Annotated in this window: 35 protein-coding genes; 11 read left to right on the top strand and 24 right to left on the bottom strand. The window is 64.6% G+C overall.

The window, feature by feature from the left end; genetic code table 11:
- The 21 genes from FV220_RS13470 to FV220_RS13570 all read right to left on the bottom strand — a co-directional run.
- Positions 1 to 647: head maturation protease, ClpP-related (locus tag FV220_RS13470; RefSeq protein WP_147831959.1), on the bottom strand; the 647-nt coding region annotated here is incomplete at its 3' end.
- Between the two features lie 20 nt (positions 648 to 667).
- A complete protein-coding gene (locus FV220_RS13475) occupies positions 668 to 2194 on the bottom strand; it encodes a phage portal protein (protein WP_147832025.1) in 1527 nt (508 codons plus the stop codon).
- Positions 2194 to 2442 carry a hypothetical protein gene (locus FV220_RS13480; protein WP_147831961.1) on the bottom strand — a complete coding sequence of 83 codons (249 nt, stop codon included), beginning with the start codon at positions 2440 to 2442 and terminating at the stop codon, positions 2194 to 2196. The genes FV220_RS13475 and FV220_RS13480 overlap by 1 nt, the downstream gene beginning before the upstream one ends.
- A gap of 3 nt (positions 2443 to 2445) precedes the next feature.
- Entirely contained in the window at positions 2446 to 4524 is a 2079-nt protein-coding gene (locus FV220_RS13485) for a terminase gpA endonuclease subunit (RefSeq protein WP_147831963.1), read from the bottom strand.
- Positions 4472 to 4999 (bottom strand): hypothetical protein, encoded by a 528-nt coding sequence (locus FV220_RS13490; protein ID WP_246689456.1) that lies wholly within the window; start codon positions 4997 to 4999, stop codon positions 4472 to 4474. The genes FV220_RS13485 and FV220_RS13490 overlap by 53 nt, the downstream gene beginning before the upstream one ends.
- A gap of 325 nt (positions 5000 to 5324) precedes the next feature.
- Positions 5325 to 6527 (bottom strand): glycosyltransferase family 61 protein, encoded by a 1203-nt coding sequence (locus FV220_RS13495; protein WP_147831967.1) that lies wholly within the window; start codon positions 6525 to 6527, stop codon positions 5325 to 5327.
- 529 nt (positions 6528 to 7056) lie between these two features.
- A complete protein-coding gene (locus tag FV220_RS26495; RefSeq protein ID WP_147831969.1) occupies positions 7057 to 7878 on the bottom strand; it encodes a transcription termination/antitermination NusG family protein in 822 nt (273 codons plus the stop codon).
- A gap of 68 nt (positions 7879 to 7946) precedes the next feature.
- Entirely contained in the window at positions 7947 to 8708 is a 762-nt protein-coding gene (locus FV220_RS13505) for a phage regulatory protein/antirepressor Ant (RefSeq protein ID WP_147831971.1), read from the bottom strand.
- A gap of 168 nt (positions 8709 to 8876) precedes the next feature.
- Positions 8877 to 9518: a hypothetical protein gene (locus FV220_RS13510; RefSeq protein ID WP_187273416.1), complete on the bottom strand. Its 642-nt coding sequence runs from the start codon at positions 9516 to 9518 to the stop codon at positions 8877 to 8879.
- Complete coding sequence (locus tag FV220_RS13515) at positions 9475 to 10461, bottom strand: DUF1376 domain-containing protein (RefSeq protein WP_187273417.1); 987 nt, start codon at positions 10459 to 10461, stop codon at positions 9475 to 9477. The genes FV220_RS13510 and FV220_RS13515 overlap by 44 nt, the downstream gene beginning before the upstream one ends.
- A gap of 4 nt (positions 10462 to 10465) precedes the next feature.
- The gene (locus FV220_RS13520) at positions 10466 to 10804 is read right to left on the bottom strand and encodes a hypothetical protein (protein WP_147831977.1); all 339 of its coding nucleotides are present in this window, start codon (positions 10802 to 10804) and stop codon (positions 10466 to 10468) included.
- 3 nt (positions 10805 to 10807) lie between these two features.
- Positions 10808 to 11437 carry an MT-A70 family methyltransferase gene (locus FV220_RS13525; protein WP_147831979.1) on the bottom strand — a complete coding sequence of 210 codons (630 nt, stop codon included), beginning with the start codon at positions 11435 to 11437 and terminating at the stop codon, positions 10808 to 10810.
- Positions 11434 to 12255, bottom strand: coding sequence for a hypothetical protein (locus FV220_RS13530; protein WP_246689457.1), 822 nt, complete (start codon positions 12253 to 12255; stop codon positions 11434 to 11436). Before FV220_RS13530 ends, FV220_RS13525 begins: the two co-directional genes overlap by 4 nt.
- 110 nt (positions 12256 to 12365) lie before the next feature.
- On the bottom strand, positions 12366 to 13481 hold the full coding sequence (gene dnaN, locus FV220_RS13535) for a DNA polymerase III subunit beta (protein ID WP_147831983.1): 1116 nt from the start codon (positions 13479 to 13481) through the stop codon (positions 12366 to 12368).
- The gene (locus FV220_RS13540; RefSeq protein ID WP_147831985.1) at positions 13478 to 13738 is read right to left on the bottom strand and encodes a hypothetical protein; all 261 of its coding nucleotides are present in this window, start codon (positions 13736 to 13738) and stop codon (positions 13478 to 13480) included. The genes dnaN and FV220_RS13540 overlap by 4 nt, the downstream gene beginning before the upstream one ends.
- A gap of 3 nt (positions 13739 to 13741) precedes the next feature.
- Positions 13742 to 13939, bottom strand: a complete 198-nt coding sequence (locus tag FV220_RS13545; protein WP_147831986.1) for a hypothetical protein — start codon at positions 13937 to 13939, stop codon at positions 13742 to 13744.
- Positions 13936 to 14424 (bottom strand): VRR-NUC domain-containing protein, encoded by a 489-nt coding sequence (locus FV220_RS13550; RefSeq protein WP_147831988.1) that lies wholly within the window; start codon positions 14422 to 14424, stop codon positions 13936 to 13938. The genes FV220_RS13545 and FV220_RS13550 overlap by 4 nt, the downstream gene beginning before the upstream one ends.
- A 39-nt stretch (positions 14425 to 14463) precedes the next feature.
- On the bottom strand, positions 14464 to 14742 hold the full coding sequence (locus FV220_RS13555; protein ID WP_147831990.1) for a DUF2312 domain-containing protein: 279 nt from the start codon (positions 14740 to 14742) through the stop codon (positions 14464 to 14466).
- Between the two features lie 81 nt (positions 14743 to 14823).
- Entirely contained in the window at positions 14824 to 15087 is a 264-nt protein-coding gene (locus tag FV220_RS13560; protein ID WP_147831992.1) for a hypothetical protein, read from the bottom strand.
- Entirely contained in the window at positions 15084 to 15293 is a 210-nt protein-coding gene (locus FV220_RS13565) for a hypothetical protein (protein ID WP_147831994.1), read from the bottom strand. The genes FV220_RS13560 and FV220_RS13565 overlap by 4 nt, the downstream gene beginning before the upstream one ends.
- Complete coding sequence (locus tag FV220_RS13570; RefSeq protein ID WP_147831995.1) at positions 15293 to 15724, bottom strand: hypothetical protein; 432 nt, start codon at positions 15722 to 15724, stop codon at positions 15293 to 15295. The genes FV220_RS13565 and FV220_RS13570 overlap by 1 nt, the downstream gene beginning before the upstream one ends.
- A 114-nt stretch (positions 15725 to 15838) precedes the next feature.
- Here FV220_RS13570 and FV220_RS13575 point away from each other — a divergent pair, with 114 nt between their 5' ends.
- Complete coding sequence (locus FV220_RS13575; RefSeq protein ID WP_147831997.1) at positions 15839 to 16087, top strand: hypothetical protein; 249 nt, start codon at positions 15839 to 15841, stop codon at positions 16085 to 16087.
- Between the two features lie 82 nt (positions 16088 to 16169).
- Here the strand turns inward: FV220_RS13575 and FV220_RS13580 are convergent, their stop codons facing one another.
- The 3 genes from FV220_RS13580 to FV220_RS13585 are packed head-to-tail and all read right to left on the bottom strand — an operon-like array spanning position 16170 to position 16947.
- Positions 16170 to 16610 carry a hypothetical protein gene (locus tag FV220_RS13580; RefSeq protein ID WP_147831999.1) on the bottom strand — a complete coding sequence of 147 codons (441 nt, stop codon included), beginning with the start codon at positions 16608 to 16610 and terminating at the stop codon, positions 16170 to 16172.
- Complete coding sequence (locus FV220_RS26400) at positions 16592 to 16717, bottom strand: hypothetical protein (protein ID WP_281406089.1); 126 nt, start codon at positions 16715 to 16717, stop codon at positions 16592 to 16594. Before FV220_RS26400 ends, FV220_RS13580 begins: the two co-directional genes overlap by 19 nt.
- A complete protein-coding gene (locus FV220_RS13585) occupies positions 16714 to 16947 on the bottom strand; it encodes a YdaS family helix-turn-helix protein (RefSeq protein ID WP_147832001.1) in 234 nt (77 codons plus the stop codon). Before FV220_RS13585 ends, FV220_RS26400 begins: the two co-directional genes overlap by 4 nt.
- 95 nt (positions 16948 to 17042) lie before the next feature.
- Between FV220_RS13585 and FV220_RS13590 the strand changes: the two genes are divergently transcribed.
- From FV220_RS13590 to FV220_RS13630, 10 genes are all read left to right on the top strand, one after another.
- Positions 17043 to 17756, top strand: a complete 714-nt coding sequence (locus FV220_RS13590; RefSeq protein WP_147832003.1) for a LexA family transcriptional regulator — start codon at positions 17043 to 17045, stop codon at positions 17754 to 17756.
- A gap of 275 nt (positions 17757 to 18031) precedes the next feature.
- A complete protein-coding gene (locus FV220_RS13595) occupies positions 18032 to 18436 on the top strand; it encodes a hypothetical protein (protein ID WP_147832005.1) in 405 nt (134 codons plus the stop codon).
- A 708-nt stretch (positions 18437 to 19144) separates the two neighbouring features.
- Positions 19145 to 19378, top strand: coding sequence for a hypothetical protein (locus FV220_RS13600; protein ID WP_147832007.1), 234 nt, complete (start codon positions 19145 to 19147; stop codon positions 19376 to 19378).
- 161 nt (positions 19379 to 19539) lie between these two features.
- Complete coding sequence (locus tag FV220_RS13605; protein WP_147832009.1) at positions 19540 to 20196, top strand: hypothetical protein; 657 nt, start codon at positions 19540 to 19542, stop codon at positions 20194 to 20196.
- Between the two features lie 58 nt (positions 20197 to 20254).
- Complete coding sequence (locus FV220_RS13610) at positions 20255 to 20704, top strand: hypothetical protein (protein ID WP_147832011.1); 450 nt, start codon at positions 20255 to 20257, stop codon at positions 20702 to 20704.
- A 3-nt stretch (positions 20705 to 20707) separates the two neighbouring features.
- Entirely contained in the window at positions 20708 to 20830 is a 123-nt protein-coding gene (locus FV220_RS26405) for a hypothetical protein (RefSeq protein WP_281406090.1), read from the top strand.
- On the top strand, positions 20827 to 21138 hold the full coding sequence (locus FV220_RS13615) for a hypothetical protein (RefSeq protein ID WP_147832013.1): 312 nt from the start codon (positions 20827 to 20829) through the stop codon (positions 21136 to 21138). The genes FV220_RS26405 and FV220_RS13615 overlap by 4 nt, the downstream gene beginning before the upstream one ends.
- A complete protein-coding gene (locus tag FV220_RS13620) occupies positions 21135 to 21416 on the top strand; it encodes a hypothetical protein (RefSeq protein ID WP_147832015.1) in 282 nt (93 codons plus the stop codon). The genes FV220_RS13615 and FV220_RS13620 overlap by 4 nt, the downstream gene beginning before the upstream one ends.
- Positions 21413 to 21802 (top strand): HNH endonuclease signature motif containing protein, encoded by a 390-nt coding sequence (locus FV220_RS13625; RefSeq protein ID WP_147832017.1) that lies wholly within the window; start codon positions 21413 to 21415, stop codon positions 21800 to 21802. Before FV220_RS13620 ends, FV220_RS13625 begins: the two co-directional genes overlap by 4 nt.
- Before the next feature lies 1 nt (position 21803).
- Positions 21804 to 22157 (top strand): helix-turn-helix transcriptional regulator, encoded by a 354-nt coding sequence (locus tag FV220_RS13630; protein WP_147832019.1) that lies wholly within the window; start codon positions 21804 to 21806, stop codon positions 22155 to 22157.
- Positions 22158 to 22541 lie beyond the last annotated feature (384 nt).

The raw sequence follows: 22541 nt of genomic DNA on the forward strand, positions 1-22541 counted from the left end.
GCCGCGGTGGGGCGGGCGCGGTTCGTCCACGCGCGCCGGTCAGCCAGGGCGACGAGGCGCTCCGGCGGATGGCTGAAAAGGCGGTAATCGAAGGCCGTGGGCTCGGGCTCGACGTCGTCGTTGGCGGCGCGCGACAGCGTCCGGTCGGCATAGCCGGCAGCGACGGCTTCCTCGGGCGTCATCCAGAGCTCGGCCTGCATGTCGGCCCGCGCCTCGGCGACAGTCCTGCCGGTACGCTCGGCGTAGATGCCAGCCATGGCCGTCGCGAGCGCGGTCAGGGCCTTGATCTGCAGCTGGTGGTCGTCGATCGTCCCGAAGGTGAAGCCCGACGGGTCATGCACCATCATCAGCGCGCCGAGGGACATGACGACCTCGTCGCCGGCCATGGCGATGACGGACGCGGCTGATGCTGCGATTCCCTCGACCACAATGGTCTTGCGGCCCCTGTGCGCCGCGATCGCGGCGTGGATGGCCGCGCCCTCGGTAGCGATGCCACCGCCGCTGTTCAGGCGGATCGTGACGTCCTGATCGCGACCGACCTGCGCCAGCGCGAAGATGACGTCAGCCGAGGAGAAGCAGTCGTCCCAATAGAGATCGCCGACCGTCCCCGAGAGGATGATCTCGTTCCCATTGACCAGAGCGGTCATGGTGCCTCCGTAGTAGTGGGTCAGTCGCTGCCGGCGGCAGGCGGTTCTTCGGTCGACGCCTCGGGGGGCGTGCCATTCGCGGCGGTGGGCTTCTGGCGGCCGTCGCTGGTGTAGGTCAGGCCCAGGCTGTCGGCCCGCTCGTTGTCGCTCGCCTGCTCGGCATCCACCGTTTCGGCGTCGTAGCCGCCCTCGGCGACCTTACGGGTGCGCGTCGACAGTCCGGCCTGAATCTCCATGGTCTTGCCTTGGACGTCCTGAACCGGGTGGATGTACGGCCAAGCCTGCGGGATCCAGTTGACGGCGTAGGCATCCTGCCGGGTCATGCCGGCAGGCAGGCGAAGCGCACCGGAGAGGAGCGCAAGGTCGATCCACCGGATCCAGATCGGCCGGCACAGCTGGAACACGACGAGGTGGTGTTGCCACTGCTCGACAGCTCGGCGGAAGTCGTTGAGGGCAGCACGCAAGGTGCGGTCGTTGAGCTGGCTGTAGTCACCGCTCAGGATCTCGTAGAGGAGCCCGCAGGCCGCCGCGACGCTGCGCTTCGACTCTCGGACGAACATCTCGAAGTTGGGCCCGACGTCCTTCGGGTCGCTGAAGGTCATGTCCTCGCCGTCGGCCAGCACCTGAATGGTGCCGGGCTCGAAGTCGAGGGTGGCCACGCCGTCATCATCGCCGGGATCGGTACCGAGCGGTCCCTCTTGCCCGTCGGCGAGCGTGCGCTTCACGAAGCCAACGAGGCGGGCGGCGTTCTTTTTCCGGATCAGCTCAGCGTCGAGGTAGCCGTCGAGGTCGTAAAGGGTGCGCAGCGCCCGGGCGAGCCAGGGCTCACCGCGATCCTGCCCCGGCCGCATCGCGCGGTAGAGATGGCAGATGTCCGTTGCGGGAACGAGCACGGGCTCGCCGAAACTGGTCGCCACGACACCGTCACCCGGATGCTCGCGATAGAGGTGATACCCCGTGCGCTTGCCGATGGCGTCGTACTGGATGCCCTGGCGGATCCGAACGGTAGCGTCCGTTTTGAGATGCGGGCAGTGGTCGCCTTCGAGAAGCTGCAGCTGCAGCGGCACGGTGAGACCATCCTCGGGGCGACGGGTGCGAAGGCGGGTGAACGTCTCGCCGCCCTCGACCATGCCCCGGACCGCGAGCGCCTGCAGGCCGTAGAAGTCATGCGCGCCGATGCTGTCGGCCTCGTCGGTCCATGCCAGAAACAGCTTCTGGATCCGGGCGCGGAAGGCTGCGTCCTCGGCTTTCCGGCTCTTAGCCGCGGCATCCGACAGCCCTTCGACGGATCGAGCAGCCATGGAGCGCGGCACGATGCCGGTCCCGATGATGTTCGTGACGAGCCGGTCGACGGCCGCGCCGGCATAGGGGTTCTTCCTCGCCTGGTCGCGCGACTTCCGCCGCAGCTCGTCCAGCGCGTAGACGATCGCCGAGTTCGGGCCGTAGCTACCCACACGCCATGACCGCGACCGGCGACCGGCGCCGTTGGCAACGTCGTAGGGCTGGCTCTCTCGCGCGACGGCGACGTCTTCTCCGGAGAGGTCCATCACCACCCGCTACGGCTCGTGGTGACGATCTGGCGAGTGCGGCGAGGGGCGCCGGCAGTCGAGCCCAGCAGAGCCTGGAGACGTGCCAGGAGGTCCGAGCGAATAAGGCGCATATCGCTGTAGTCGCGATAGCCCACACTCCCGGTATCGGCGCTCTCCACGCGCTCGACACCGCTCGCCATCGTCCGATCGATGTCTACGATCTGCTTGCGCAGAGCGGCGATCTGCCTCTCGAGGTCGTCGGCCATTCGCTACCTCGTCGTTCTGCTTCGGACCTTGCTGCGGCGGCCAGCAGCGCGCTGAAGGTTCCGGGCCGCCAGCGAGCCGGCGGCGACTGTCGGTTGCTCGATCTCGGTCGGGACGATGACCCCGCCCCGCTCGACACCGAGCGAAGCCTCCAGATCCCGCCAATGCACCTCGCGCCAGCGGTCCCAGCCGCGCATGGCGGCGAGGCCGCGGGCGTAGTTGGCGCAGTCGAGCACCTCGTTGCGCCGACCGCCGATTGGCACCCACTCGCGCCGGGTCCGGCCCCGGGTGACGTGCGTGACGAGCTCCTCGGCCGTCAGCTGCTTCACCTGGTCCTCGGTCACATCCTCCGGCAGGTGGACGAAACCGGCCGGAAAGGGCCTGCCGTCCGGCGGGCGCTGCAGCGACAGGCACCCCATCAGCTCCTGCTTGGCGAACGAGGCCCCGACCCGGATCGTTTTCAGGCCGCGGCGCAGCTTTTTGCCGGCCGGGGTCGCATCCTTCGCGCCGACGCCGAGGAAGGCCGCCGCGTAGCTGTCCTGTCCGTCGACGGCGTGGACCGGACGGCCCGCCTGACGCCGAACGAAGGCGTAGACTTCGGCAGTGAAGCCGCTGGAATCGACACCCCAGTCCCGAACAGTCATTTCCGCGCCGCCCTCGTGCGGCCACGTCTCCGAGAACAGAGATTCGAGCTCGCTCCAAACCTCGGCGCGGTTCGTGTCGCCCGGAAGCACCCGGTGCTCGATGAGCCAGCGCTCGCGGTTGCGTCCGAAGGCCCAGATGCTCGCCTCGAGGCGGTCTTTCTGAACGTCGACGCCGCCGAATAGGATCAGCCCCCCGAAAGGCACCGTCCCGCTGCGGTATCGACCCTTGCGGGTGTAGACATCTTGCCAGTCCGGCGCGTCAGCGCCTTCCTTCCAAGTCCTGGCAAGCTGCGTGTTGAAGAAGGTCCGCAAGGCCTCCGGTCCCCGCCGTAGCGCGCGGGCGAATTTCGCCACCGTCTCGCGAATGGTCTGCTTCGGGGCGTAAAGCTTCGACGCCTGGAACCCAGCATGATCGTTCGGCACTGCCTCGGTGCCGCAATGGATGCACAGGGCCCTTCGGACCCCGTAGGCCTCGGGCGCCCAGCGCTCCGGAGACTGGTTTTCGCCGCAGCAGGTGAACGAGCGGGTCTGCCGCCACTCGATTTTGCGCAGCGCGACGAGCCGCTGGGGCTCTGTCATCGGATGCTCGCAGGCTACGCACTCGTAGCGCGCGCTCTCCGCCCGGATTTTGCCTTCCGCATCCTTGTCGAAGCGGACCTGCTCCCATTCGAGAGGGTGCCAGCCGTGACAACCAGGGCATTCGACGAACGCCTTACGCTGGTCGCTCTCCTCGTAGGAGGCTTCGATGGCGCTGCGGCCCGCCACCGTGGGCGAACAGGCCCTCACCGACAGGCTGTTGGCCTTGAACTCGGCCTGGCGCTCCTCGGCGAGGTCGATGGGCGAGCCTTCGCCACCGGCGGAGAGCGGATATTTGTCGATCTCGTCACAGGTGAGCAGCCGGATGGGCCGCATCGCAAGGTTGGTCGGGCTGTTCGAGCCGACGAGGGTGATGTGTCCACCCGGGAACTGCTTGTGCGTCAGGGTCGCGCCGGCGTCCCGAGACTTCGAGTCCCCGAAGATCTCCCGCAGGACCGCCGTGTCCCGGATCATAGGGGCCAGCCGGTCCTTCGAGAAAGTCTCGGCCGCGTCGTCTTTGGGCTGAACCACGAGGATCGGGCACGGGTCGATGTGCATGAACCGACCGAGGATGTTCTCGATCACGGTCGTTTTGAGGAGCTGCGTACATGCCATCAAGGTGATGACGCTGACGCCCGGCTCCGTCGCCGCGAGCATCGGGCCGCGGGCCACCTCGACCCGGGAGACGATGAAGCGTCCGCCGTTCGACGATTCCTTGCTCAGCCTGCGGTAGCGCTCGGCCCACTCGACGACGTCGAGGTTCGGGGTTGGGGTCGCCCCCTTCCGCCAAGCCTTCGCGAGGCTCTCGGTATCAAGCGAACTCGGCCGAGGGTTCTCCGAGCTCGGAGAGATGCTGTTTGACATGCGCGTTCAGGATCGTCGTCAGCGCACGGGGGTCGACCTTCAGCTCATCTGCCATCACCACCGCGATCCGCGCCGGCCAGGACTGCCAGGCGTCGCGGTAATCACGGGCGGTGTCGAAGAACAGCTTCTCGGCCGCCTCGCGATCGACGAGCTTCTTGTCGTTCTTCTCGACCTCCTGCTTGCGCTGGAGGCCCAGGAAATTCTCCTTGCGCCGGATCGCCTCCGGCAGCGGTAGGTTCGTCGGGTCGAGCGGGCCGATGTCTTCGGCCTCGTAGTCGCCGACAGGAAGCGGTGCCGGTCGCGGCATCGCCTCGCCGAGCTTCTGCCAAGTGTCGGACTTGGGCTTTGCTGGCGCCGTCGGCTCACGCGCCGAAGTGTTACCGGTAACGGCCCGGATTGGCCGATGGGTAACACCACCTCGGTAGCTCGCAGGGCGCTGATCCAGGTTCCATTCCGACGCCTCGACGTCGATCAAACCTGCATCAGAAACTACCAGCAAGCCCTTCTGTTTCCACGCAGTTACGGCTTTGCGTGATACCCCACGCCGACGGGCGAAATCGGCTTGGCTAAGGTGCCTGTCGTCGCTCATCCCGGCTGTTACCTGTTACCCTGTTACCGGGTTTTTAGACCCTGGCGCTAGGAACATTGGGGGCCCCGACCACCCGTATAGATCCAGACCCCCCAGGGTCCCCGGCACCTAGGACGGGCGCCCCATCCAGGGACGACGCAACCTTATTGAAGACTGCGTCTCGCAGGCGGTGAGTATCCACCTATAAATCGGGCCGGGACCGATCCTGCCTTCAGCCGGCCCGCAAGAATGCCAAGAACCCGTCTAAGTTCGTCGTCCAATTGTCCGTGTGGTCGGGCTCTGGTTCCAGCCATGCGCGATAGCTTAGACCACGAATGAGGCTCAGCCTCGCATAGTTGTATCGCAGAGCGTAGTTGCCGTCGGAGATCGGAAGGACTTCCGTTACCTTCGCGCCGGGTTGCGCAGCGATCAGATGCGAAAGGCCGGCACCGTGTGGTGCCACGATCTCCTTGGCTGAAGTCGCCAGGAAGATCTGATGCCAAATGGGTATGCCGCTGAATGAAAGGATCTCGAAGCCGTCTGCAGCGAGCGCGGCCTCAACATCACTTTCGTTCAGCATCTTTCGGCGCTTTGCGTCGCTTCGAGAGATGTAAATCTTATCGATCGGCAGCACGCCGTGCGCCTTAGCCTGCTCGGCAGCGCGAACCTTGAGCAGATCGAATACAGGTCCGACACGGTCCCAGAAGGTCATACCCGCGAATAGCACGCGCGCCTTGACCATGCGCTCGACGAATACCGCTTCACCGACTGGAACAGCCCGCCCCTCAAGACCAAGCATCTCAAGCGTCGTATTCTCGAATGCGGGCGATTTATCGCTCTGCAAGATGGCATAATCATCATGCCGGCCGTCAAGGAGCCACGCAAATGTTGGAACGCGGTCAACCAGCCAATGGTAGATCCCGCGTGTGTCCTTGATGCCGTGAATGGCCTTTGGGATATTCGGGACGTCGGCGCGGGTGACTGCGGGAAGCGGCTTCCCATGAGCGATGAGGGTGACACCATCCTCCTGCCAGACCTGCCCATGCCGGTCGACAAAAACGTTCTCGTACTCAACAAGCGCTGGTGGCTTCGCCCGGCCGTAACTGACCCTGACTTGCTCCATTGATTTATTGAACGCGTCCAGATGCTTTGCATCGGTGAGCGGGGCGAGAGCGGCAGAGGCCGTTCCAAGAGGCGACTGTTGCGCGCCCTCATTCGGGAACTCAATCTCTGACACTGGCGGCTTGTGAAATATCCCGCCTTGGGTCGCGCCGCTCATGGCGTCGCGTATGACCTTTCTGAGCCTTCGATCTGCAGTATGCGCACGAATTCGACGGGCATACTTGATATAGTCCGCAGAATTCTTTGCTTCGGGATCTGAGTTGAGAACCTTCCAAGCGCTGTCGGGATGACCTAACGAAAGAAACTGGCGCATGAATGCGCCTCTATGGCGACTTAACCAAGTCTTCGCGCACGCAAGCCTCACAGCGCGGCCGAGAACTTTTTCGTCTTTTTCGCGGGATGCCGATGCGATCAGGGCCGATAGGAGCTTGTGATTTTCCAATAGGATATTGTTAGGAACGGATGATGGCCTTGGCCTCTCAGAGTGCCCCTCGCTCTGTCCAGCTAGATCAGTCACTGTAACCCACCCCCGACAAAGCCCGAACGCTCACATGAACGTGATAGCAGGCTTGGCGGATGTCGGGGTTCTCGGCAACCTAAAGCGGCTTTTTTGACGGGTTCGGCGCGAAATGCGTCCTATGTGATGCCAAGTGAACACATCAATTTTAGGTGATGCACCTAACAGCACAAACGAAATGCGCTGCATTGAAAGGATGGAGCTTCGCCTTCGCGAGGATACGGCAGGGCCTATGTCGGCCTCACGTCCGTCCTCGCGCCACAACCGAGCCATTCCGCTTCGTTCGAGGGGCGCGGGTGAAACAATAGAGCCTATCAATGCAAGGTCAAGCGATTGGTAGGACCCGCCTACTGATTTCCTGTGGCCTCTCGGTGTTCTCGACCTCGCCAAACTCAAGCTCGATGGGCGTGGGCCGGCCGAAGATGTCGACTGCGAGCCGCAGTCGCCCCCGATCCTCGTCAACGCTCTCCACCACGCCAGGGTAGGTAGCGAATGCGCCTGAGGACACCCGACAAGCCTCACCGATTTCGAAGAGCGGACGGGCTTTCTCAGGGTTGGCCGCAGCCTCTAGGCCGGGCTTCCGGCTTTCATCGTACCAGCCCTCGGCTTCTTCTGCCGCGAGGCGTGCGAGAGCGGTCAGAGCCTTGCCCATGAGCCGGGAGCGCTTGCCCTGGTTCCTCATCACCGCGACGATGCCGTGAACGTTCTGCCCCCAGATGTCGCGCTCTTCGAGTCCGTCCCAGGCCTGCTGTGGTGGCACGGTCGACGTCGCATCCTCGGCGATGATCTCGCCGTCTTCCGAAATGCGGCGCTCATCGATGCCCAGGAAGAGGTAGCCGCGCAGCATGGGCCGCTGGATCTCACGCTTCACCTTGCGCTTGAACCGCTCGGAGGTGAGCCAGAGCGTGTCCATCGGGACGTAGCCGACATACCCCGCCTCAATGATGCTGCGCAGCGCCTTGCGCTCCTGTGCCGGCGCCACAGCTGCCACGTACCAAGACAGGTCGCCCTTCGCATTGATGACAGGCGGGACGACCCTATCCTCATCCGAGAGCGGAAATTCCGCTTTGATCTTCGTCGGCAGCGTCACGAAATGGGCAGGCGTCACGCGGGCGGAGAACCGCCGGCCGAAGGGCTTTGCACTCATGGTGTCGATCCTCGATACGCTACGAGAGGACGGACCGGACCAACACTGGCCCGGTCGGATGTTGGTGCTCAGGCCAGAGCGAGTTCCTGCGCGATGCGCCCGATTCCCTTCGGCGTGATGCGTACCTGCGTGCGGATCCGATCGTGACCGTCGTCGTGAGGGATCGTCGCCACCTTGTGCGTCAGCAGGCCCGTCATGATGCGGTCCTGGTAGGCGATCCACTCCTTGGTGCCCGGGCGCTTGTAGATCCACCGGTTCGCGACGAGGTACTTCGTCAGGTCGGTCGGGCGGATCTGCAGGTTCTTGGCCGTGTCGCGAACGCAGAAGGTGCCGTCAGCCTCGGCGATGCGAGCATAGGCGTTCACCACCGGTGCCTGCTCGGCCACCTTGCCCTGTAGGGCCAGCACCTTCTCCGTGTTGGCGAGCAGCAGGTTGCGAAGGGCGGCCGGGTCGTTGAGCATCGCCATGGGATCGACGACTGGCCGGGCCCGCAGCCCTGCCTCCATGGCGTTAAAGCGCTCGATGTACGCCTCCTTGAACACTGCGGCGGCCGCGCCGGTAAATCCCATCACCAGGAAGGCGAACCCGTCCTTCGTCATCTCGACGTGCGAGGTGCTCTCTCCCTTTAAGTCGTTGATTTTAATGGGCTGAAAATTCAGCCGGCGGAAGCCGTCGCTGCATTCCAGGTTCGCGATGGCTTGGAGCACGTTCTTGTGCTGCTTGCGGAAGTAGGCCGACACATCTCGGCTGTCCGCACGCACCTCGCCTTCCAACACGCGGACGATCGGTTGACGGTCGGCGCCGCCGCTCTGCATATCGCTCTCGGTCATCTCGAAACCCTCAGTTTCGTGGTGGTCGCTGGTCCCTCGCTGAAACGAGGGGTCGGAGAAGGCGGCGGGGCTTGGTGCTTGCCGGCTTGGGCCCCGCCGCCGGTAGTCGTTTCACTCTGGGACAATCCGCTTAGACCGCAAGAAAATGCGGGCCTTTGTCCCCACCGATCACAGGTCCGGTGTTCTGCTCCTGTTCTCACTCTCGCTTAGGGAGAGCCCAGCCTCCGCGGCTGCCGCCACCTTGCGCTCCTCCAAGATCCGCTCGGCCTCGGCGCGGTCAGCTGCATCAGATCCGCGTAGAGCATCGCCATCTCTCTGCCGTCGGATGCCGGCGGCGCGGGCCGTCTCCTCAACGAAGGCCTGATGGCGCCGCACCACCTCGGCTCGCTCAGCTTCCGTCGGCGCCTGATAGACCTCAGCGTCGAGGATGGCGTTGATGCGTGCCCGCTCGGTGAGTGCGTCAGCGATGAGGCCGCGACAGACCTCAGCAATCTCGGCGGGAGTCGGCGCGTAGACCTTGTTCCCGGCCCGGCCGTCGAGGAATCGGGTGCAAGCCTCGGTCACCGCCCACGACGGATAGCGGCTCAGGACCGCGATGAAGGCCTGCCGAGCGATGGCGACCGTTTCCGCACCGGCCTGCGCTGATGCCATCACCGCCCGCAACGCACCGACGCGCTCCCTGATGGTGATGTCGTCGGCGCCAACGAGGCCCACGTCGATCTCCGCGCGCCGGTCCAGCAAGGCGCCGCGCTGCTCCGCCGTTGGCTCATGAGCAGCCGACAATGCGTAGCGGCGGAAGTTGCCGGGCATCGCCTCGAGGTTGTTGTGGAGATAAGCCGCCAGCACTGCCGTCTTCTGCGGGCTCGGGGGAATACCATTCCTCACCGCCGGCACTCGTGCCTCCGGCTCGGCTACGGTCGAAAGGGAGCGTGTCATGGCTGCCTCGCTGGCGGGATTGGTTGGCGTCGATGGCGTCTCCAGACCAGAGATCGGCCGTGCTCTGGCGGGGCGCCGGTGAGGCGCGGGCGAGTGCCGTCGGCTCCGGCGCAGGCTCGTCGGCCCAGCGGCCCTGATTCAGCCACGTGGTCGGGTGGCACCAGTCACGGGTCGGAGGTTTCGTGGCCTTGTAGCGATCGAGGCCGCTGAGCAGGGCCACCATCGTGACCCGGCCGCTGCGTCGGACGATGTCGAAGGCTTTGCGAGCGGCGTCCTTGCCGACCTTATGCGGATACCGGGTCCAGAAGAGCTCGAAGGCATGCGCCGGGAAGGCAGCCTCTACCTGCGCAACAGATGGAGGCGCAGCCTCTATCTGTCCTTTCTCCTCTCCCTCTTTCTCTCTCTCTGCTTCATTTCGCTTCGCGACGCTTGAAGCATCCGCTACATCACGATCGTTTGTTTTCAACGACTTACGGCGATTGTCTCCGGAGCGTGTCCCGCCTATGTGCCCCGCGTCTGACTGCTGTGTCCGACGTGTCTCACGGTCGTCTAGCTCACGTGTCACCCTCGTGTTGCTCAGGTGTCCGTCTTTTTCGACGATCTTGCCGGCCCCGATGAGGTCAGCGAGGAGCTTCTTTGCCTTGTTCGGATGGCACCGCCAGATGCGCCCGAGCGTCGCCGGGGTGCTCGGGATCGAGGCCTTCCGGCGGTACAGCTGATGGCATAGGCGCAGGTACGCGGCTTCCTGCTCGAGCGTCAGCTCGTCAGTGCCCTCGTCCCAGGCCTCGTAGTCCATCTTGTAGAATTCGCCCTTCATGGCCCTACTCCGCAGCCGGGAGAAAGGTGCGGAGCCTGCGGAGTTCGACCGGGCGACCTTGAGCCTGGGCACGGAGGATGCCGAGCGCCATGCCAACCGAGATGCCGAGGTCCTCGTAGACGACGGTAGCATCCGCCATGGCGCCCCATGCGAGACCGGCCTCGATGCCAATTGCGCGATGCGCAGGGATGTCGTCGTTCAGCAGGCCGGCCTGCGGGAAGAACAGGTGCGAGGCATACGGGGCCTCGCCGCGCTGCAGGCAATCGCGGACGGCGGCCTTCGCGTAGGCCACGTTGCGCTCGACGTCGCCAGCGTAGGGGGATTCGATGATGACCAGCCGCATCGCCTACTCCATCGTCGCGCAGGCGGGATTGGCGGGCGCGTCGAACTTGCTCGACTCGTTGCCCCAGGTGTCCCAGCCGGGACGGCTCTCGCGGGCGAAGACCTCGAGGTGCGGTCCGGGACCGTAGATCTCGACGCGCCGGTAGAACTCGTCGGGCTTGCGGCTGTGCTCGCGGATCGGCGCAAGGATGATCTCGTGCACGGCCTTGGACAGGCGCTGCGGCTTGCCGCGCTTGAAGAGCAGCACGTCCTCCGCGTTTTTGCGGGTCGTGTAGCCGGTGCCGGTGTGGAGACTGTCCGCGAAGACGAAGATGGGGCTCGCGCCCGACCGCTCGGTCTTGACCCAGATGAAGGCACGTCCGGAGAAGCGGAAGCCCCAGGCGCGAGCGATGGCGAACGGCGAGAGGCGGCTCGTCGAGCGCGTTGGTGCGTCCAGCTTCGGGGACGTCACCCACATGAACAGATGGCAGCCCTCGGGGTGCGCGAGATCTTTCACCGGCAGAGCCGCGATCTCGTGGTCCCGCATGCGCGGATAGTGCTGGGGGCGCCCCTTGGTCCCGCCGCTGAAGTGCCAGGGCGGGTCGATGGCGATCGAGCGGTAGTGCTGCTGCGGGAGGTCGGCGAAGACGCTCATAGTCCGCACCCCGCCTCGCAGACCGTGAGCATGTTGCCCTGTCCACGCTCCTCGGCGGTGCTGAAGTCGACCTCCGCGAGGGGCTTCATCGAACGGTGGACGTATAGATTCCCCGTAGATGTCCCGCGCTCATTGCGGATGAAGCCGCCGCGGATCATCTCGTCGATCTCGCATGCCTGCGCGAACGCTTGCGGATCCTCATCCTTGAGGCGGCGCCATTCGAGGTTGGTACGGTACGGGCAGAACGTGCACGCCGACTTGGGCGGCACCGGGTAATCGTGGGCCAGGAGCCATGCCTCGCAGTCGCGCCGGGACATGCGCTGCTCGAGCAGCGGGTAGCGATTTACGATCCACCCCTCGACAGCTGGCCCAGCGCGGACGACCTCGTCGACCGAGATCCCGATCCACATCTCGACCGATGCGGGCGCAATACGCTGGCGCGGCTTGAAGCCCAGCAGGCCGCGTACCGCCCGATTGATCGGGTCGATCTTGTAGTGCCCCGTGCACTGCCGGCGGATGGGGGCCGAGCCCTTGCGGCCAGGAGCGAAGAACGGAGCGGATGGCGACTTTCCGCCTGGGCCGGCCCTCTCGCCGTGCACCTGACGCTTGAGATCACCGATGATATCGCCACCATGGACGACGGTCACCTCGAAGGGCAGGACGTTACCGCTGCGAAGCCAATGCAGGTGCTCGTAGACGCCAGGAGGCTCGGCGCCCGTGTCTGCGAAGATCACGGCATCCGGCATCGGGCCGAGCTCGCCGTGAGCCGCCATCAACGCCATGGTCGTCGATTGAATGCCGGCGCCGAGCGACAGCACGCGAAGCTTCGCGCCTTCGACAGGGCCCCACGACCACCCGCCCCGGCGGATGCGGGCCCGCTTGGCGGCCGGTGGTGACTCGAATGAGAACACGGGAGCGGTCATGCGCGTCAGACCCGAAGCGGCATGATGAGGCATGTGACCTCGGTAGAGCCGGGCCGACGCATGATGATCGGCGCGCTGCGATCCGCCGAACAGATCTCGATCACGTCGGCGTCGATGGCGCTCAAGGCCTCAGAGACGAGGTGAGCGTTCACGCCGAAGCAGATGCTGTTGCCGCCCTCGACCTCGATTGTCTCCCGGATGGCACCGCCGCGCTGACCGCGAGCGGACAGGCTCAGCACATCGTCGACCACCTCGCAGCGGATGATGCGATCCTTGTCGTCGGCGAGGATCCTAGCGCGCTGAAGGGCAGCGCTCAGATCCGCAGAGGCGACCGTCGTTGACCGGGACAGGTCAGTCGGCATGCCGCGGGCGTAATCCGGAAAAATCGTCTCAACGAGCTTCGTCGTGATCCGGACACCTGGGGCGACCAGAGAAAGAAGCCGCTCCGAGATCAGCAGTGTGACGTTGCCTGCGCCAACATCTTGGGCTGCCTTTACGAGCTCGCCGACCGATTTTGCAGGCACCGTGATCGATGGCATCGCGCGCGCAGCTTCGTCCGGCGCCGGTACCATCAGCTTGGTCAAGCGATAGCCGTTGGTGGCGACGCCCACCAAGGAATCCTCGGCCTCCACGTAGTGAAGATGGACGCCGCAGGCGAAGGTGTATGCGGCGTCGGCGCTGGCGATGTGGGCGGGTGTGCTCAGAAGCCTGGCGAAGACCGCCCCCGGCATCTCAAGGCTGACGGCCTCTCCCCCGATCGGGAGATCGACGGAGTTGGACGGTTCCAGCGTGGGGAGTGAGGCTGAAGACTTCCGGTATTTGAGGCTCAGCTCAGAGGTGGGTTGGGCCTGCTCGGCATGAACGAGCGTCCCGGCTGGCAGGCGCTTCAGCAGTTCGGCGAGAGGCGCCAACGGCACCGCCACATCGCCTGCGGCCTCGACATCGGCCGCGCAGCTGGTCTCAGCGAGGATGTCGAGGTTGGTGGCCCGGACCGAAAGCTGACCTTCGCCAGCCCGGATAAGGACGGTACTCAGGATCGGGACGGCGTCCGTGCGAAGGACGATTCGGGAGGCATGGGACAGCGCCGAGAACAGCGCGTCGCGATCAACGACGAACTTCATGCGCGTGCCTCCATGGCCTTGGCATAGGCCTCGTCGCAGGCCGCAACGGAGGGGAACTTCGGATCGAGGTAGCGCTCGATGCGGGTGGCAGCGTCGACCAGCAGGCCGTCGCGAAGGAGGGACGAGGCCTCCCAAGCCACGGTGTCGACGCTGACGTATCCGAAGTTGCGGTTGAGGTGCTCGATCGCCTTGGCGGCGTCGCCGTTCTGTATGGCCTGCAGCGCATCGCGCAGGGCGTAGCTGTCGCTCGTCAGCATGGTTCAGGCCTCCAGGGCGGGATGGGAGTGGACGGGCGTGAAGCGGGGCGCGGCGCGGTGCTTCAGGTCGTGGATGCGGTCCTGCTCGGCTGCGATGACACGGCAGACCCAGGCCTCTTCGGTGCCGAGCTCATTGGCGATGGTCAGCGTGTCCTTGCGGGCGCGCCATTTTTCGATGGCCAGGGCTTCGGCGACCGTCATGGTGCGACCTCCGAAAGGATGGCCTCGACCTCGACCAGGCGCATGCCGAAGCTGGCGGCTATGCCCTCGACCGATTGGCCCACGGCTGCGCGCCGACGGATCTCTGCGGCCTCATCCCGAGGCTGGTAGGAGACCGGCGCCCCGACCTGCCGCCGCACGACACCCCAGCTCTCCAGGATGCCGATCGGCTCGTCGCGGCCGTAGGTGTCGGCGAAGGGGATGGAGCAGAAGGCGCAGAGCGCCCGAAAGGTCTTCTGCTCGAGCGAGAGGCGACCGGTCCGAGTCTTCAGTTCGATGAAGCCGATGCGAACCGTGCCGCCAACCACCAGCAGGTCGGGCAGGCCCTTCGTCAGGCCCGCCTGTCCCTTAGCGGCTTCGTTCGGGATGGCGGCCACCAGCGTGTGCGGGAGGCCGAACATGCGCCAATGCTGGACGACAGCCGACTGGATCGCGGATTCGCGCATCGGCACGGCTTTGCTCGCCATGCGACGCGGAAGCTGAGGATGCGCGAAGGTCCGCATGGCTCAGACCATGCCCAGGGCTTGCATGTAGAGCTCGAGGATCGCCTCTTCCTCGGTGCGCTCAGCATGGTCCTTCTTGCGCAGGGCGATGATCTTGCGCAGGGCCTTCACGTCGAAGCCGGTGCCCTTGGCCTCGGAGTAGACATCGCTGATGTCGCTCGCGAGGCCGGCCTTCTCCTCCTCCAGGCGCTCGATGCGCTCGATGATGCTCTTCAGCTGGTCGGCAGCGACGGATGAGGCATCGACTGCCGGGGCTTGCGATGCGGCTGTGCTTGTGGTCATCTGATGTTCTCCTAGGGATAGGTCAGCAAGCCGCTCGGTGCCCCGCTTCGCGGATGGGGCCCGGGCGGTTTTCGTTTTGCCTCAGGCCTTCGCCGCGTGACGCGGGACGAGGCGGTCGGCGTATTCGGTGTCCTTGGCGATGTTCGCGCTGTTGAGCGCGCGAGACATGGTCGCGATGACGCCATGGGCTGTCGCAACACTCAGCGGCACCTCGAAAGGCGGCAGGCCGGTGTGGGTGACCAGCATCACCACGTAGCCGGCGCCATAGGCGTAGCTGACTGTGACCTCGCCACGGTCGCTCATGGCGCGGAAGCCGCTGCCGGTGAGTTCTGCATCGCAGATCATGGACGTTCCTCGGTGCGGGTGCGGGCGTCCTGGTCGCGCTGCCAGAGGCGCGGATCCCATTCGCGGGCCGGCTCGATCTGATCGGGTCCGCGCGGGTCGATAGCGTCGGCGATGTCGGAGCAGACCTCTCCGACGCGGACACCGAAGCCACGAATGGCGTGACCTGCGAATGCGCAGGCGATCTGAAGGAGGCCGCCGCGACGCATCACAGGCCTCCGTCGATCTGGGACTGCAGCTTGGCGATCTGCGCCTGCAGCCGGTCATTCCGCTGGTCCCGCGCAGCGCGATCCAGCCACGCCGGCGGCTTCGCCATGACGGCGCAGGCGAACTCGGCGCCGTAAGCCTCAATCAGGCGAAGGAATGCCCATGACGTCGGCGCCGAACCCCGATCCAACCACTTCGCAATGGTGTTGGCGCTGATGCCCGTGTCGGCCGCGACGTTGTCGGCGGTCTTCTGCGGGTACAGGGCGCGCAGGAAATCTGTGGTGCGCTCTTGGACAGCTGTCCGATCAACGGCGCCCGCCTGTGCGGCTGGACCCCGCACCTGGGCGACAGCGCTGTGCGACTTTCCCATGCTCTTCTCCGATGCTGTGAGCATCGAAGGAGCGCGGAGGCTGGGCATGCAGGAGGAGGTCATGCCGACGCTCCCATGAGAGCAACGGGAACACGACGAAACGCAGGAACAGAAGCGCGACCGGCATGGGCTTGGCGGCGAAGGCCGGCGCGCGAGGCAAACGAGAAGGATCGAGCGATGCAGGACGACGAAGAAACACAGGGCACAGCGACCATCCTGGCGATGCACGCCATGGTGTCGTGGTTGGTGAAGCGGGAGATCGAACGGGAGCCGGGGGGCGCGGGCGACCTCACCCGGCACGTCGCCGAGGCGATGCTGGGGGTGACGCAGCTGGATCCGGAACTGGCCGGCGCAGCGCACGCGGCACGCGGCGTCGTCGCCAGGGCGATCGGCGAGCGGCCGATGTTCGTCCGGCTGGACAGTTGAGCGACCGGCCGGCGACGCAGAACGAGGGAGCCGACCGGGCGCGAGAGGAGCGGGGCGCGCTCCATGGGTGAGTGGGCGCGCATCACAGGGCGGCCCTCCGAATTGCAGCAGCAGCCTGCGCCGGAGGGATGCCGAAACATGCCTCGAGATCAGGAAGGGTCAAGCCGCGCAGATGCAGACACGCCAAGGCATGGTCGGTGGCGACATCAGCAGTGGGCTGGTGCGCGCTGATGCAGCGGACGAGGTCGGAGACCGACCGGTCCGTCCGGGACTTACCCATCAACCGGAGCGCGATCTGCGAAACGCGCGGCCGATCCTTCCGGCGAGATTCCTGCGAACGGACCTGACCGTTCGCGCGAAGACGCTCCGCACACCCAAGGACGGCAGCACGGTCGCGGATCACCTTCGGGAACGTGCCGACCTGCGAGGCGATTTGATAGGTCAACAGACCCTTGGCGACGAGGTCGGGAATGACGGCGTCGTAGGAGGAGGCGGGAGCAGACTTCATCGCGTGGCACTCCACGGGATGGTCGTCTCGAATGGAGCGGTCTGGCGCTTGCCAAGGCCGATGCCGGCAATGACGGCACCGATGAACGCAGCGACGATGCAGAGGCGGGCGGCGGCACTCATTGGTGCGCGCTCACGACCTGAGGCAGCGCGGCCGACGGCCCTGCAAGAGGATATAGGTCCGGCCTCAGTTCATGGCGCGAGACGCCTGATGCCGCCTCGACCGCAATCACTCGGCGCGGCGGGCATTCGACCCATTGGCTGATCGCCTGAGAGGAGATGCCAATCCGCTCACCGAGGGCCTTAGGGCCGCCGGCCATTCTGATTGCGAGGGTGAGGGCCGTGTCGCTCATGGCCCAAAGGTAAGTCAGACTTACCTTTAGGGCAAGGACAAAGACAGAAATTCTTACCTAGCTCGGAGAAAGGATTGCTTACACTCTCGCACCCCATGGAGAACGTCCTGGGCGCGGTCATCGCGCAAGCCCGAAAAGCTCGGAAAATGACGCAAACGCAGGTCGCTGCTGCGTTCGGAATCTCGCGTCCAGCCGTTGGGCAATGGGAGAGCGGAGAGACGTCTCCCGGCACCGATCGTCTCGGTGCACTCGCGGAACTCCTTCAGATTGACCTTTCTGCGGCAATGCGCGGGGACATGGTCCTGCTTGGCGAGCAGCCCGAAGTGCCGGCGGCGTCTAGGCCGGCCAACGCTCGCATCCGCAACAGCGACCCAGCCCCGGATACCGCGGCCCTGAAGGGCCCCCGTAACGTTCCGGTGTACGGAACCGGCTCTGGTGGGCCTGGCGGAGATTTTCGATTCAACGGCCAGACCATCGATCATGCCCCGCGCCCGCCGGGCATTGAGAGCCGGCGGGATGTGTACGTGGTGTATGTCGTCGGCGACAGTGTCTCGCCAAAGTACGAGGATGGCGACCCCGTGTATGTGGATCCCCACCGCCGGCCCCAGCCTCGTGATTACGTCGTGGTGGAGCTTCACCCCAATGAACATGGCGAGCCGGGCGACGCTTTCGTGAAAAGGCTTGTAAAGCGAACGCCGACGAAACTAATCGTGGAGCAGCACACGCCAGCGAAAGAAATTGTCTTCGAAGAAGTTGACGTTCTACGCGTGCACCGTGTTATTCCCTATCCTGAGTTGATCGGTATCTAAATATCTTGGAGCGACATAGAGAGTTTGTTTCTTAGATATCAGACTTTCGGCGGCTAATTAGTTTATTTAGAAGGAATATTAAATTGGGAAAGTCGTATTATATATTTTTATCAATGCTGGCAGTCTCATTGTCCAGCAATGAAGTCCTGGCTGATGGGCCTTTTGGTGTCGAAATGGGGTCTATGCCCGACTCATACCAAGCGTGCACTCTTGTAAATGAGACACTGTATACTTGCAAGGATCTGCCGAGGAATCACCCAAAATTTGAAAGCTACTTGCTGCAGTTCACTCCAAAAACGGGCATCTGCGCTATAGTTGCTATCAGCAAACAAGTAGATACCGCGGCTAACGGGCAGCAGTTAAAGTCCGCCGTTGATGATATGGCGGATCAGCTAAAGCAAGGATATGGAAACCATTCGACAAAAGGAGATATGTTAACTGCAGGCAGCATTTGGAGAGAGCCTGGTGAATGGACGACAGCACTTGCAAAGAAAGAACGATTTTATCAATATTTTTGGATGACTGAAGGAAAGAAAAAACTCAAAAATAATGTTGAGTCAATAGGCCTCAAAGCCAGGTCTTCGTCGACGTATAGTGGATCTTTCATAGTCAAGTACGAATTTATAAATTTTGACGAATGCACAAAAATCATCGAGACAAAAGATGCGGGAGCTTTGTAGATTTAGAATGGCAGCGCATCCGCAACGCCACGTGGTACATTTCCATAAATAGCGAAGGCATAGACCTCGCCTTCGTCGAACTCCCCCGCCCCTGTCCGGAAGAAAGCTGCAGCCCCGTCTGCGTGTGCTCCGTCGACCTTTTCCTCCGCGATTTTCCTCGCCTCGTCCGCGTCCTTGCACGTCGTGAAGCGCCCCGGTGCCAAGTTGCCCTTGCTGTCTCGGATAAAAGTCTGAACGCCGTAGATGGGCTTCGACCTCATTGGGCCCTCCCTTCATTGCGGCCGGTCGACGTCCTTGGAAACCGGATAGAGGCTGATGTTCTTGCCGCTCCCGCCTCGATCCTGGCAGGGGCGACAGCGCAGCTTGCTGCCAAGGCTCGGGATTGTGTTGAAGCCGACGCGCTGAGCGTCCCTGACCCGCGAGGACGGCCAATAGGACCGGTGCCCACAATCGTCGCACCGAATCCGAAGTCCAACGACCTCTGATAGCTCTGGCTCGGGCATCCTTCGCGCATTGTCCACCCCGCACACCGTCACGTTTGTTCCTGTTATGTTCTAGGGTGGAGTTGATTGGGGGTGTTGTCGAGTCATTTCAGGCCTGTGGAAAACCGGCCGGTCCAAAAAGAAAGCGTAACTTACCTTTTTTGTTGCGCCATTAGGAAAGCTGTGCTTACATTCCGTTCTCGCCCCACGGTGATGGAGCCAGCCCGTGTACGGACAGACCAAAGCATTCGAGACCAGCGCCGGTAAGGTTCATGCCGCTACTCGCATTGAAGCTGCCAGGATCGCGAAAGGCATCTCCGGCAAGGAGCCCACCTTCGTCCGCGGCCCCAAGATCAGCGTTTCCCTGCGCTGCGAGCCGACCGGCAATCGCAAGCACCCGGACGTGTTCTACGCTGGCACTCGCGCCGCGGTCCGCCGTCTGAATATTGGGGTGGCTTGAGCTATGGCCGCCCTACTCGAAGACCTCATCCCCCTCTCGTCTGCGTGCGTCGGGCTGCTCGCGTCCATCGTCGGATGCATCGCTCTCCACCGCGATGGCCTGCGCCGGCATCGCGCTGGGACCGCAAGCCGCAACGCCTCCTTCTTCGTGTGGAGGCACTGATGACCGCGACGCTCATCCACGCTTTCGGGACCGGCCGCCGCAAGCCCTACGTCTCTGCTGAGGCCGAGGGCCGGAAGGCTGATCGCATCGCCAAGGAGAAGGCCGACGCCAGGCGCCCGAGCGCCCGTTTCACCGTCACCGAACTGACTCGCTTTCAGAAGGCGGCCGTCAAGCTGGTCATCAAGGGCGATCCGGACGCGATCCGCGCCGACCGCCTGCTCTGCAAGACGATCCGCAACAGCCAGTCCGGGTTCGTGAATCTTGCCCCCGAGGCTCAGGACGCCGCCTTCCTCGCGCGCTTTCTTCGACGCCGTGAGCTGAACGGCTTCTGCGTCGGCCTCGCTCGGCTGGATGAGATCGCTGGCGCTACGCCGCCCGCCGGCCGCGCGATCGAGATCACGCCGGACAGCCTGGTAGAAGCGCTGGGACGGCTCGAGGCGGTCGAAGGTGAAGGCGCAGACCGCGCTGCAGCGGCTGCCGCTCACCTGCGCACCGCGACCATCAACCCGCGCACGGCCTTCGCCAGCGTCAGCCTTGCGCCCGAGGATCGCCGCCTCGTCGCCGACGCGCTTCATGCGGTCGGCACCAGCCGCATCACCGTCAGCAAGTTCGACAACGGAAACGGCTTCCGGCCGCGCCTCGCGCCAGCGCCGTAGCGCACGCCCCTCCCCCTTCGACCAATCCCTTCCCGCTCTCTCGCCCTGTGAGGCTGCCATGAGCACGTCGTTTCGCAATACCGACCCCACGCTTACCGCCGAGGATCTGGCTTTCCAGGTCGAGGCCACGGCCCGCGCCTCCCGTGCTCTGATGCAGGCGGTGAGCAAGCTGGCGTTCGAGGGCGCCATCGGCGCGGCCTTCGACAACGGCAACGGTCAGCGCGCCGTGGAGGGCCTGCGGGCGGCATTCGAAGGTGCCGTCGAGGATACCCGCACCGCGTTCGCGGAAGCACTCGCTGGGCCCGGAGCCGCGAACGGCAGCGTCGCCTCCCTCGTTGTCGCCCTACGGAATCGCCTCAGCGAGAACGAGATGGCCGCATCCTGCCGGGTCCGTAACGCGGATCCCTTGGTAGTCGCCGCTCACGCCCACGGCGCCGCCATCGCAGCCAGCCTCCCGCCTATGACGCCGGACTATCAGCTCGGCTTCATCAACTGCGCGGGAGCCTGAGCCATGCCCGCAAACGACAACGTCGCCCCCGTCGACATGACCGCGCTGGCACTCTTCGTGGTGGCCGTCACCGTCTTGATCGCTGTTCCGGCCGCTTCGCTCTGGCTCTGGAGTGTGTGGTCATGACCGCAGAGCAGCATCCGGTCCTGACGCTGTTCTTGGCTGAAGCCGAGAGCGGCAAGGCGACGACCCGGTCCCTGGCCGTCTTGTACGCGCTGATCATTGCTGGTGGCGACCACGTGCTTGGCGGAGACTGGCGCCGGGTCAACGAGGCGGTGAACGCTGCCCTCGGCTTTGACCTGCGGTGTGCCGCCGACGTGCGCAGGGTCGATCGCTTTCGCAAGATGGCTTGGGCCATCCACGACGCGGCCGGGGAGCGCCAAGCGTTCGCCGGACCCGCAATAAGCCACAGGGCTCCGGAGGCGGTGCAATGAGCATCACCCTCGCTGCCGAGTTCGGCCTCCGTGAGCAGGACGGCAAAGCCTGGATCACCCTGAAGGCGAAGGAGACTGAGTCCGTCACCTTCATCTGGCCCGGTGGGATCAAGCGCGCGGGCGCGGTCGCTCAGGCGATCAACGCCATCGGCAAGGCTGAGGCTGCGATGAAGGCGGCCCGTAAGGACTGCCGGGATCCCGATACGGATTCTGCGCTCTCCACCAAGGCCGGTGAGCTTCTCGACGAGGCGCTGATGGCGCTCGGGGTGAAGCCATGAGCCGGCAGCGCTGCGAGTTCCCGAAGACCGTCCGCCGCGCCGCGTGGAAGCGATCGGGCGAGCGGTGCGAGTTCGTCTTCAATGATGGCTCGCGGTGCGGCTGCGACCTGACGCAGACGAAGTTCGCCTACGACCACATCGACCCGGACGGGCTCACCGGCCGGCCGACGCTCGAGAACTGCCAGGTCATCTGCGACCCCTGCCACAAGGCGAAGACCCTACAGGACGTGAAGAACATCTGCCAGGCGAAGCGCCGCGAGGACGCGCGCCTCGGCATCCGGAACCCCAGCCGTCTCCAGGGCCGCGGCTTCCAGAAGTTCGCGCCGCAGCGGTCGGCCACCCGTGGCTGCCCAAAAACCGAAATCGCCTACAAGAGGGACCGCTGATATGACGAGCCTCGTCAATTCTGGCGACCGCGAGGTCGGTCGCCTCATCGCCCACCATCGCAAGCGCAAGGGCATCCTTCAGCGCGAGCTCGCCGCCGAGATCGGCGTCTGCCACGCGCGCATCAGCCGGTACGAGCGCGGCCACGAGTTCGTGTCGCTCGAGCGCCGGGCCGCCATCGCCACAGCGCTCGCCTTAGACCCGCAGACCTTCGCGGACCCCATGCTCGAGGAGGTGACGCCCGACGAGCGCGACCTGCTCTCGACCTATCGCCGGATCCAGGACGCGACCGGCAAGACGGGCGTCCTCCGCGTCATGGCGGCAATGGAATCCGCTCACGGAGCGCCGTCATGCTGAGCGGGCCCGACCTTTCTGGCTTCGACCTAGCGGCGCTCGCTGCCGGCCTCGAAGCATCCGCGCTCCGCCAGGACCGCAGTCGACGCCTCGCCAACAGCATCGGCGTCCCAGCGGACTGCCCCGAGACCACCAAGGCGGTTGCGGCGATCGATGCGGATGCGGCCGCCACGGCAGAGGCTCACCGCCTCGTGTGTCTACTTAGGCGGTTTGCGACTAATGGGGGGACATGCCCGGATAAGTCCGCTCTTACGTGCATTTGCGATTCTCAATCGCGGGATGACGTCAGCCCACGCGATTTTGCGTAAGCGCGACAGAAATCGAGGAGCGTCCGGCAATGGCTGAGGAGAAATATCCGATTACCGCTCGCCACGTCGTCCCGTTCCA

Origin of the sequence: Methylobacterium sp. WL19 (assembly GCF_008040005.1) — a bacterium.
GTDB lineage: Bacteria > Pseudomonadota > Alphaproteobacteria > Rhizobiales > Beijerinckiaceae > Methylobacterium > Methylobacterium bullatum.

What these genes read in the sequence shown, in the direction of transcription:
- FV220_RS13475 (WP_147832025.1), bottom strand. Translation starts at nt 2,194, where the DNA reads ATGGACCTCTCCGGAGAAGACGTCGCCGTCGCGCGAGAGAGCCAGCCC.
- FV220_RS13480 (WP_147831961.1), bottom strand. Translation starts at nt 2,442, where the DNA reads ATGGCCGACGACCTCGAGAGGCAGATCGCCGCTCTGCGCAAGCAGATC.
- FV220_RS13485 (WP_147831963.1), bottom strand. Translation starts at nt 4,524, where the DNA reads ATGTCAAACAGCATCTCTCCGAGCTCGGAGAACCCTCGGCCGAGTTCG.
- FV220_RS13495 (WP_147831967.1), bottom strand. Translation starts at nt 6,527, where the DNA reads ATGCGCCAGTTTCTTTCGTTAGGTCATCCCGACAGCGCTTGGAAGGTT.
- FV220_RS26495 (WP_147831969.1), bottom strand. Translation starts at nt 7,878, where the DNA reads ATGAGTGCAAAGCCCTTCGGCCGGCGGTTCTCCGCCCGCGTGACGCCT.
- FV220_RS13505 (WP_147831971.1), bottom strand. Translation starts at nt 8,708, where the DNA reads ATGACCGAGAGCGATATGCAGAGCGGCGGCGCCGACCGTCAACCGATC.
- FV220_RS13510 (WP_187273416.1), bottom strand. Translation starts at nt 9,518, where the DNA reads ATGCCCGGCAACTTCCGCCGCTACGCATTGTCGGCTGCTCATGAGCCA.
- FV220_RS13515 (WP_187273417.1), bottom strand. Translation starts at nt 10,461, where the DNA reads ATGAAGGGCGAATTCTACAAGATGGACTACGAGGCCTGGGACGAGGGC.
- FV220_RS13520 (WP_147831977.1), bottom strand. Translation starts at nt 10,804, where the DNA reads ATGCGGCTGGTCATCATCGAATCCCCCTACGCTGGCGACGTCGAGCGC.
- FV220_RS13525 (WP_147831979.1), bottom strand. Translation starts at nt 11,437, where the DNA reads ATGAGCGTCTTCGCCGACCTCCCGCAGCAGCACTACCGCTCGATCGCC.
- dnaN (WP_147831983.1), bottom strand. Translation starts at nt 13,481, where the DNA reads ATGAAGTTCGTCGTTGATCGCGACGCGCTGTTCTCGGCGCTGTCCCAT.
- FV220_RS13540 (WP_147831985.1), bottom strand. Translation starts at nt 13,738, where the DNA reads ATGCTGACGAGCGACAGCTACGCCCTGCGCGATGCGCTGCAGGCCATA.
- FV220_RS13545 (WP_147831986.1), bottom strand. Translation starts at nt 13,939, where the DNA reads ATGACGGTCGCCGAAGCCCTGGCCATCGAAAAATGGCGCGCCCGCAAG.
- FV220_RS13550 (WP_147831988.1), bottom strand. Translation starts at nt 14,424, where the DNA reads ATGGCGAGCAAAGCCGTGCCGATGCGCGAATCCGCGATCCAGTCGGCT.
- FV220_RS13555 (WP_147831990.1), bottom strand. Translation starts at nt 14,742, where the DNA reads ATGACCACAAGCACAGCCGCATCGCAAGCCCCGGCAGTCGATGCCTCA.
- FV220_RS13560 (WP_147831992.1), bottom strand. Translation starts at nt 15,087, where the DNA reads ATGATCTGCGATGCAGAACTCACCGGCAGCGGCTTCCGCGCCATGAGC.
- FV220_RS13565 (WP_147831994.1), bottom strand. Translation starts at nt 15,293, where the DNA reads ATGCGTCGCGGCGGCCTCCTTCAGATCGCCTGCGCATTCGCAGGTCAC.
- FV220_RS13570 (WP_147831995.1), bottom strand. Translation starts at nt 15,724, where the DNA reads ATGACCTCCTCCTGCATGCCCAGCCTCCGCGCTCCTTCGATGCTCACA.
- FV220_RS13575 (WP_147831997.1), top strand. Translation starts at nt 15,839, where the DNA reads ATGCAGGACGACGAAGAAACACAGGGCACAGCGACCATCCTGGCGATG.
- FV220_RS26400 (WP_281406089.1), bottom strand. Translation starts at nt 16,717, where the DNA reads ATGAGTGCCGCCGCCCGCCTCTGCATCGTCGCTGCGTTCATCGGTGCC.
- FV220_RS13585 (WP_147832001.1), bottom strand. Translation starts at nt 16,947, where the DNA reads ATGAGCGACACGGCCCTCACCCTCGCAATCAGAATGGCCGGCGGCCCT.
- FV220_RS13590 (WP_147832003.1), top strand. Translation starts at nt 17,043, where the DNA reads ATGGAGAACGTCCTGGGCGCGGTCATCGCGCAAGCCCGAAAAGCTCGG.
- FV220_RS13605 (WP_147832009.1), top strand. Translation starts at nt 19,540, where the DNA reads ATGACCGCGACGCTCATCCACGCTTTCGGGACCGGCCGCCGCAAGCCC.
- FV220_RS13610 (WP_147832011.1), top strand. Translation starts at nt 20,255, where the DNA reads ATGAGCACGTCGTTTCGCAATACCGACCCCACGCTTACCGCCGAGGAT.
- FV220_RS26405 (WP_281406090.1), top strand. Translation starts at nt 20,708, where the DNA reads ATGCCCGCAAACGACAACGTCGCCCCCGTCGACATGACCGCGCTGGCA.
- FV220_RS13615 (WP_147832013.1), top strand. Translation starts at nt 20,827, where the DNA reads ATGACCGCAGAGCAGCATCCGGTCCTGACGCTGTTCTTGGCTGAAGCC.
- FV220_RS13620 (WP_147832015.1), top strand. Translation starts at nt 21,135, where the DNA reads ATGAGCATCACCCTCGCTGCCGAGTTCGGCCTCCGTGAGCAGGACGGC.
- FV220_RS13625 (WP_147832017.1), top strand. Translation starts at nt 21,413, where the DNA reads ATGAGCCGGCAGCGCTGCGAGTTCCCGAAGACCGTCCGCCGCGCCGCG.
- FV220_RS13630 (WP_147832019.1), top strand. Translation starts at nt 21,804, where the DNA reads ATGACGAGCCTCGTCAATTCTGGCGACCGCGAGGTCGGTCGCCTCATC.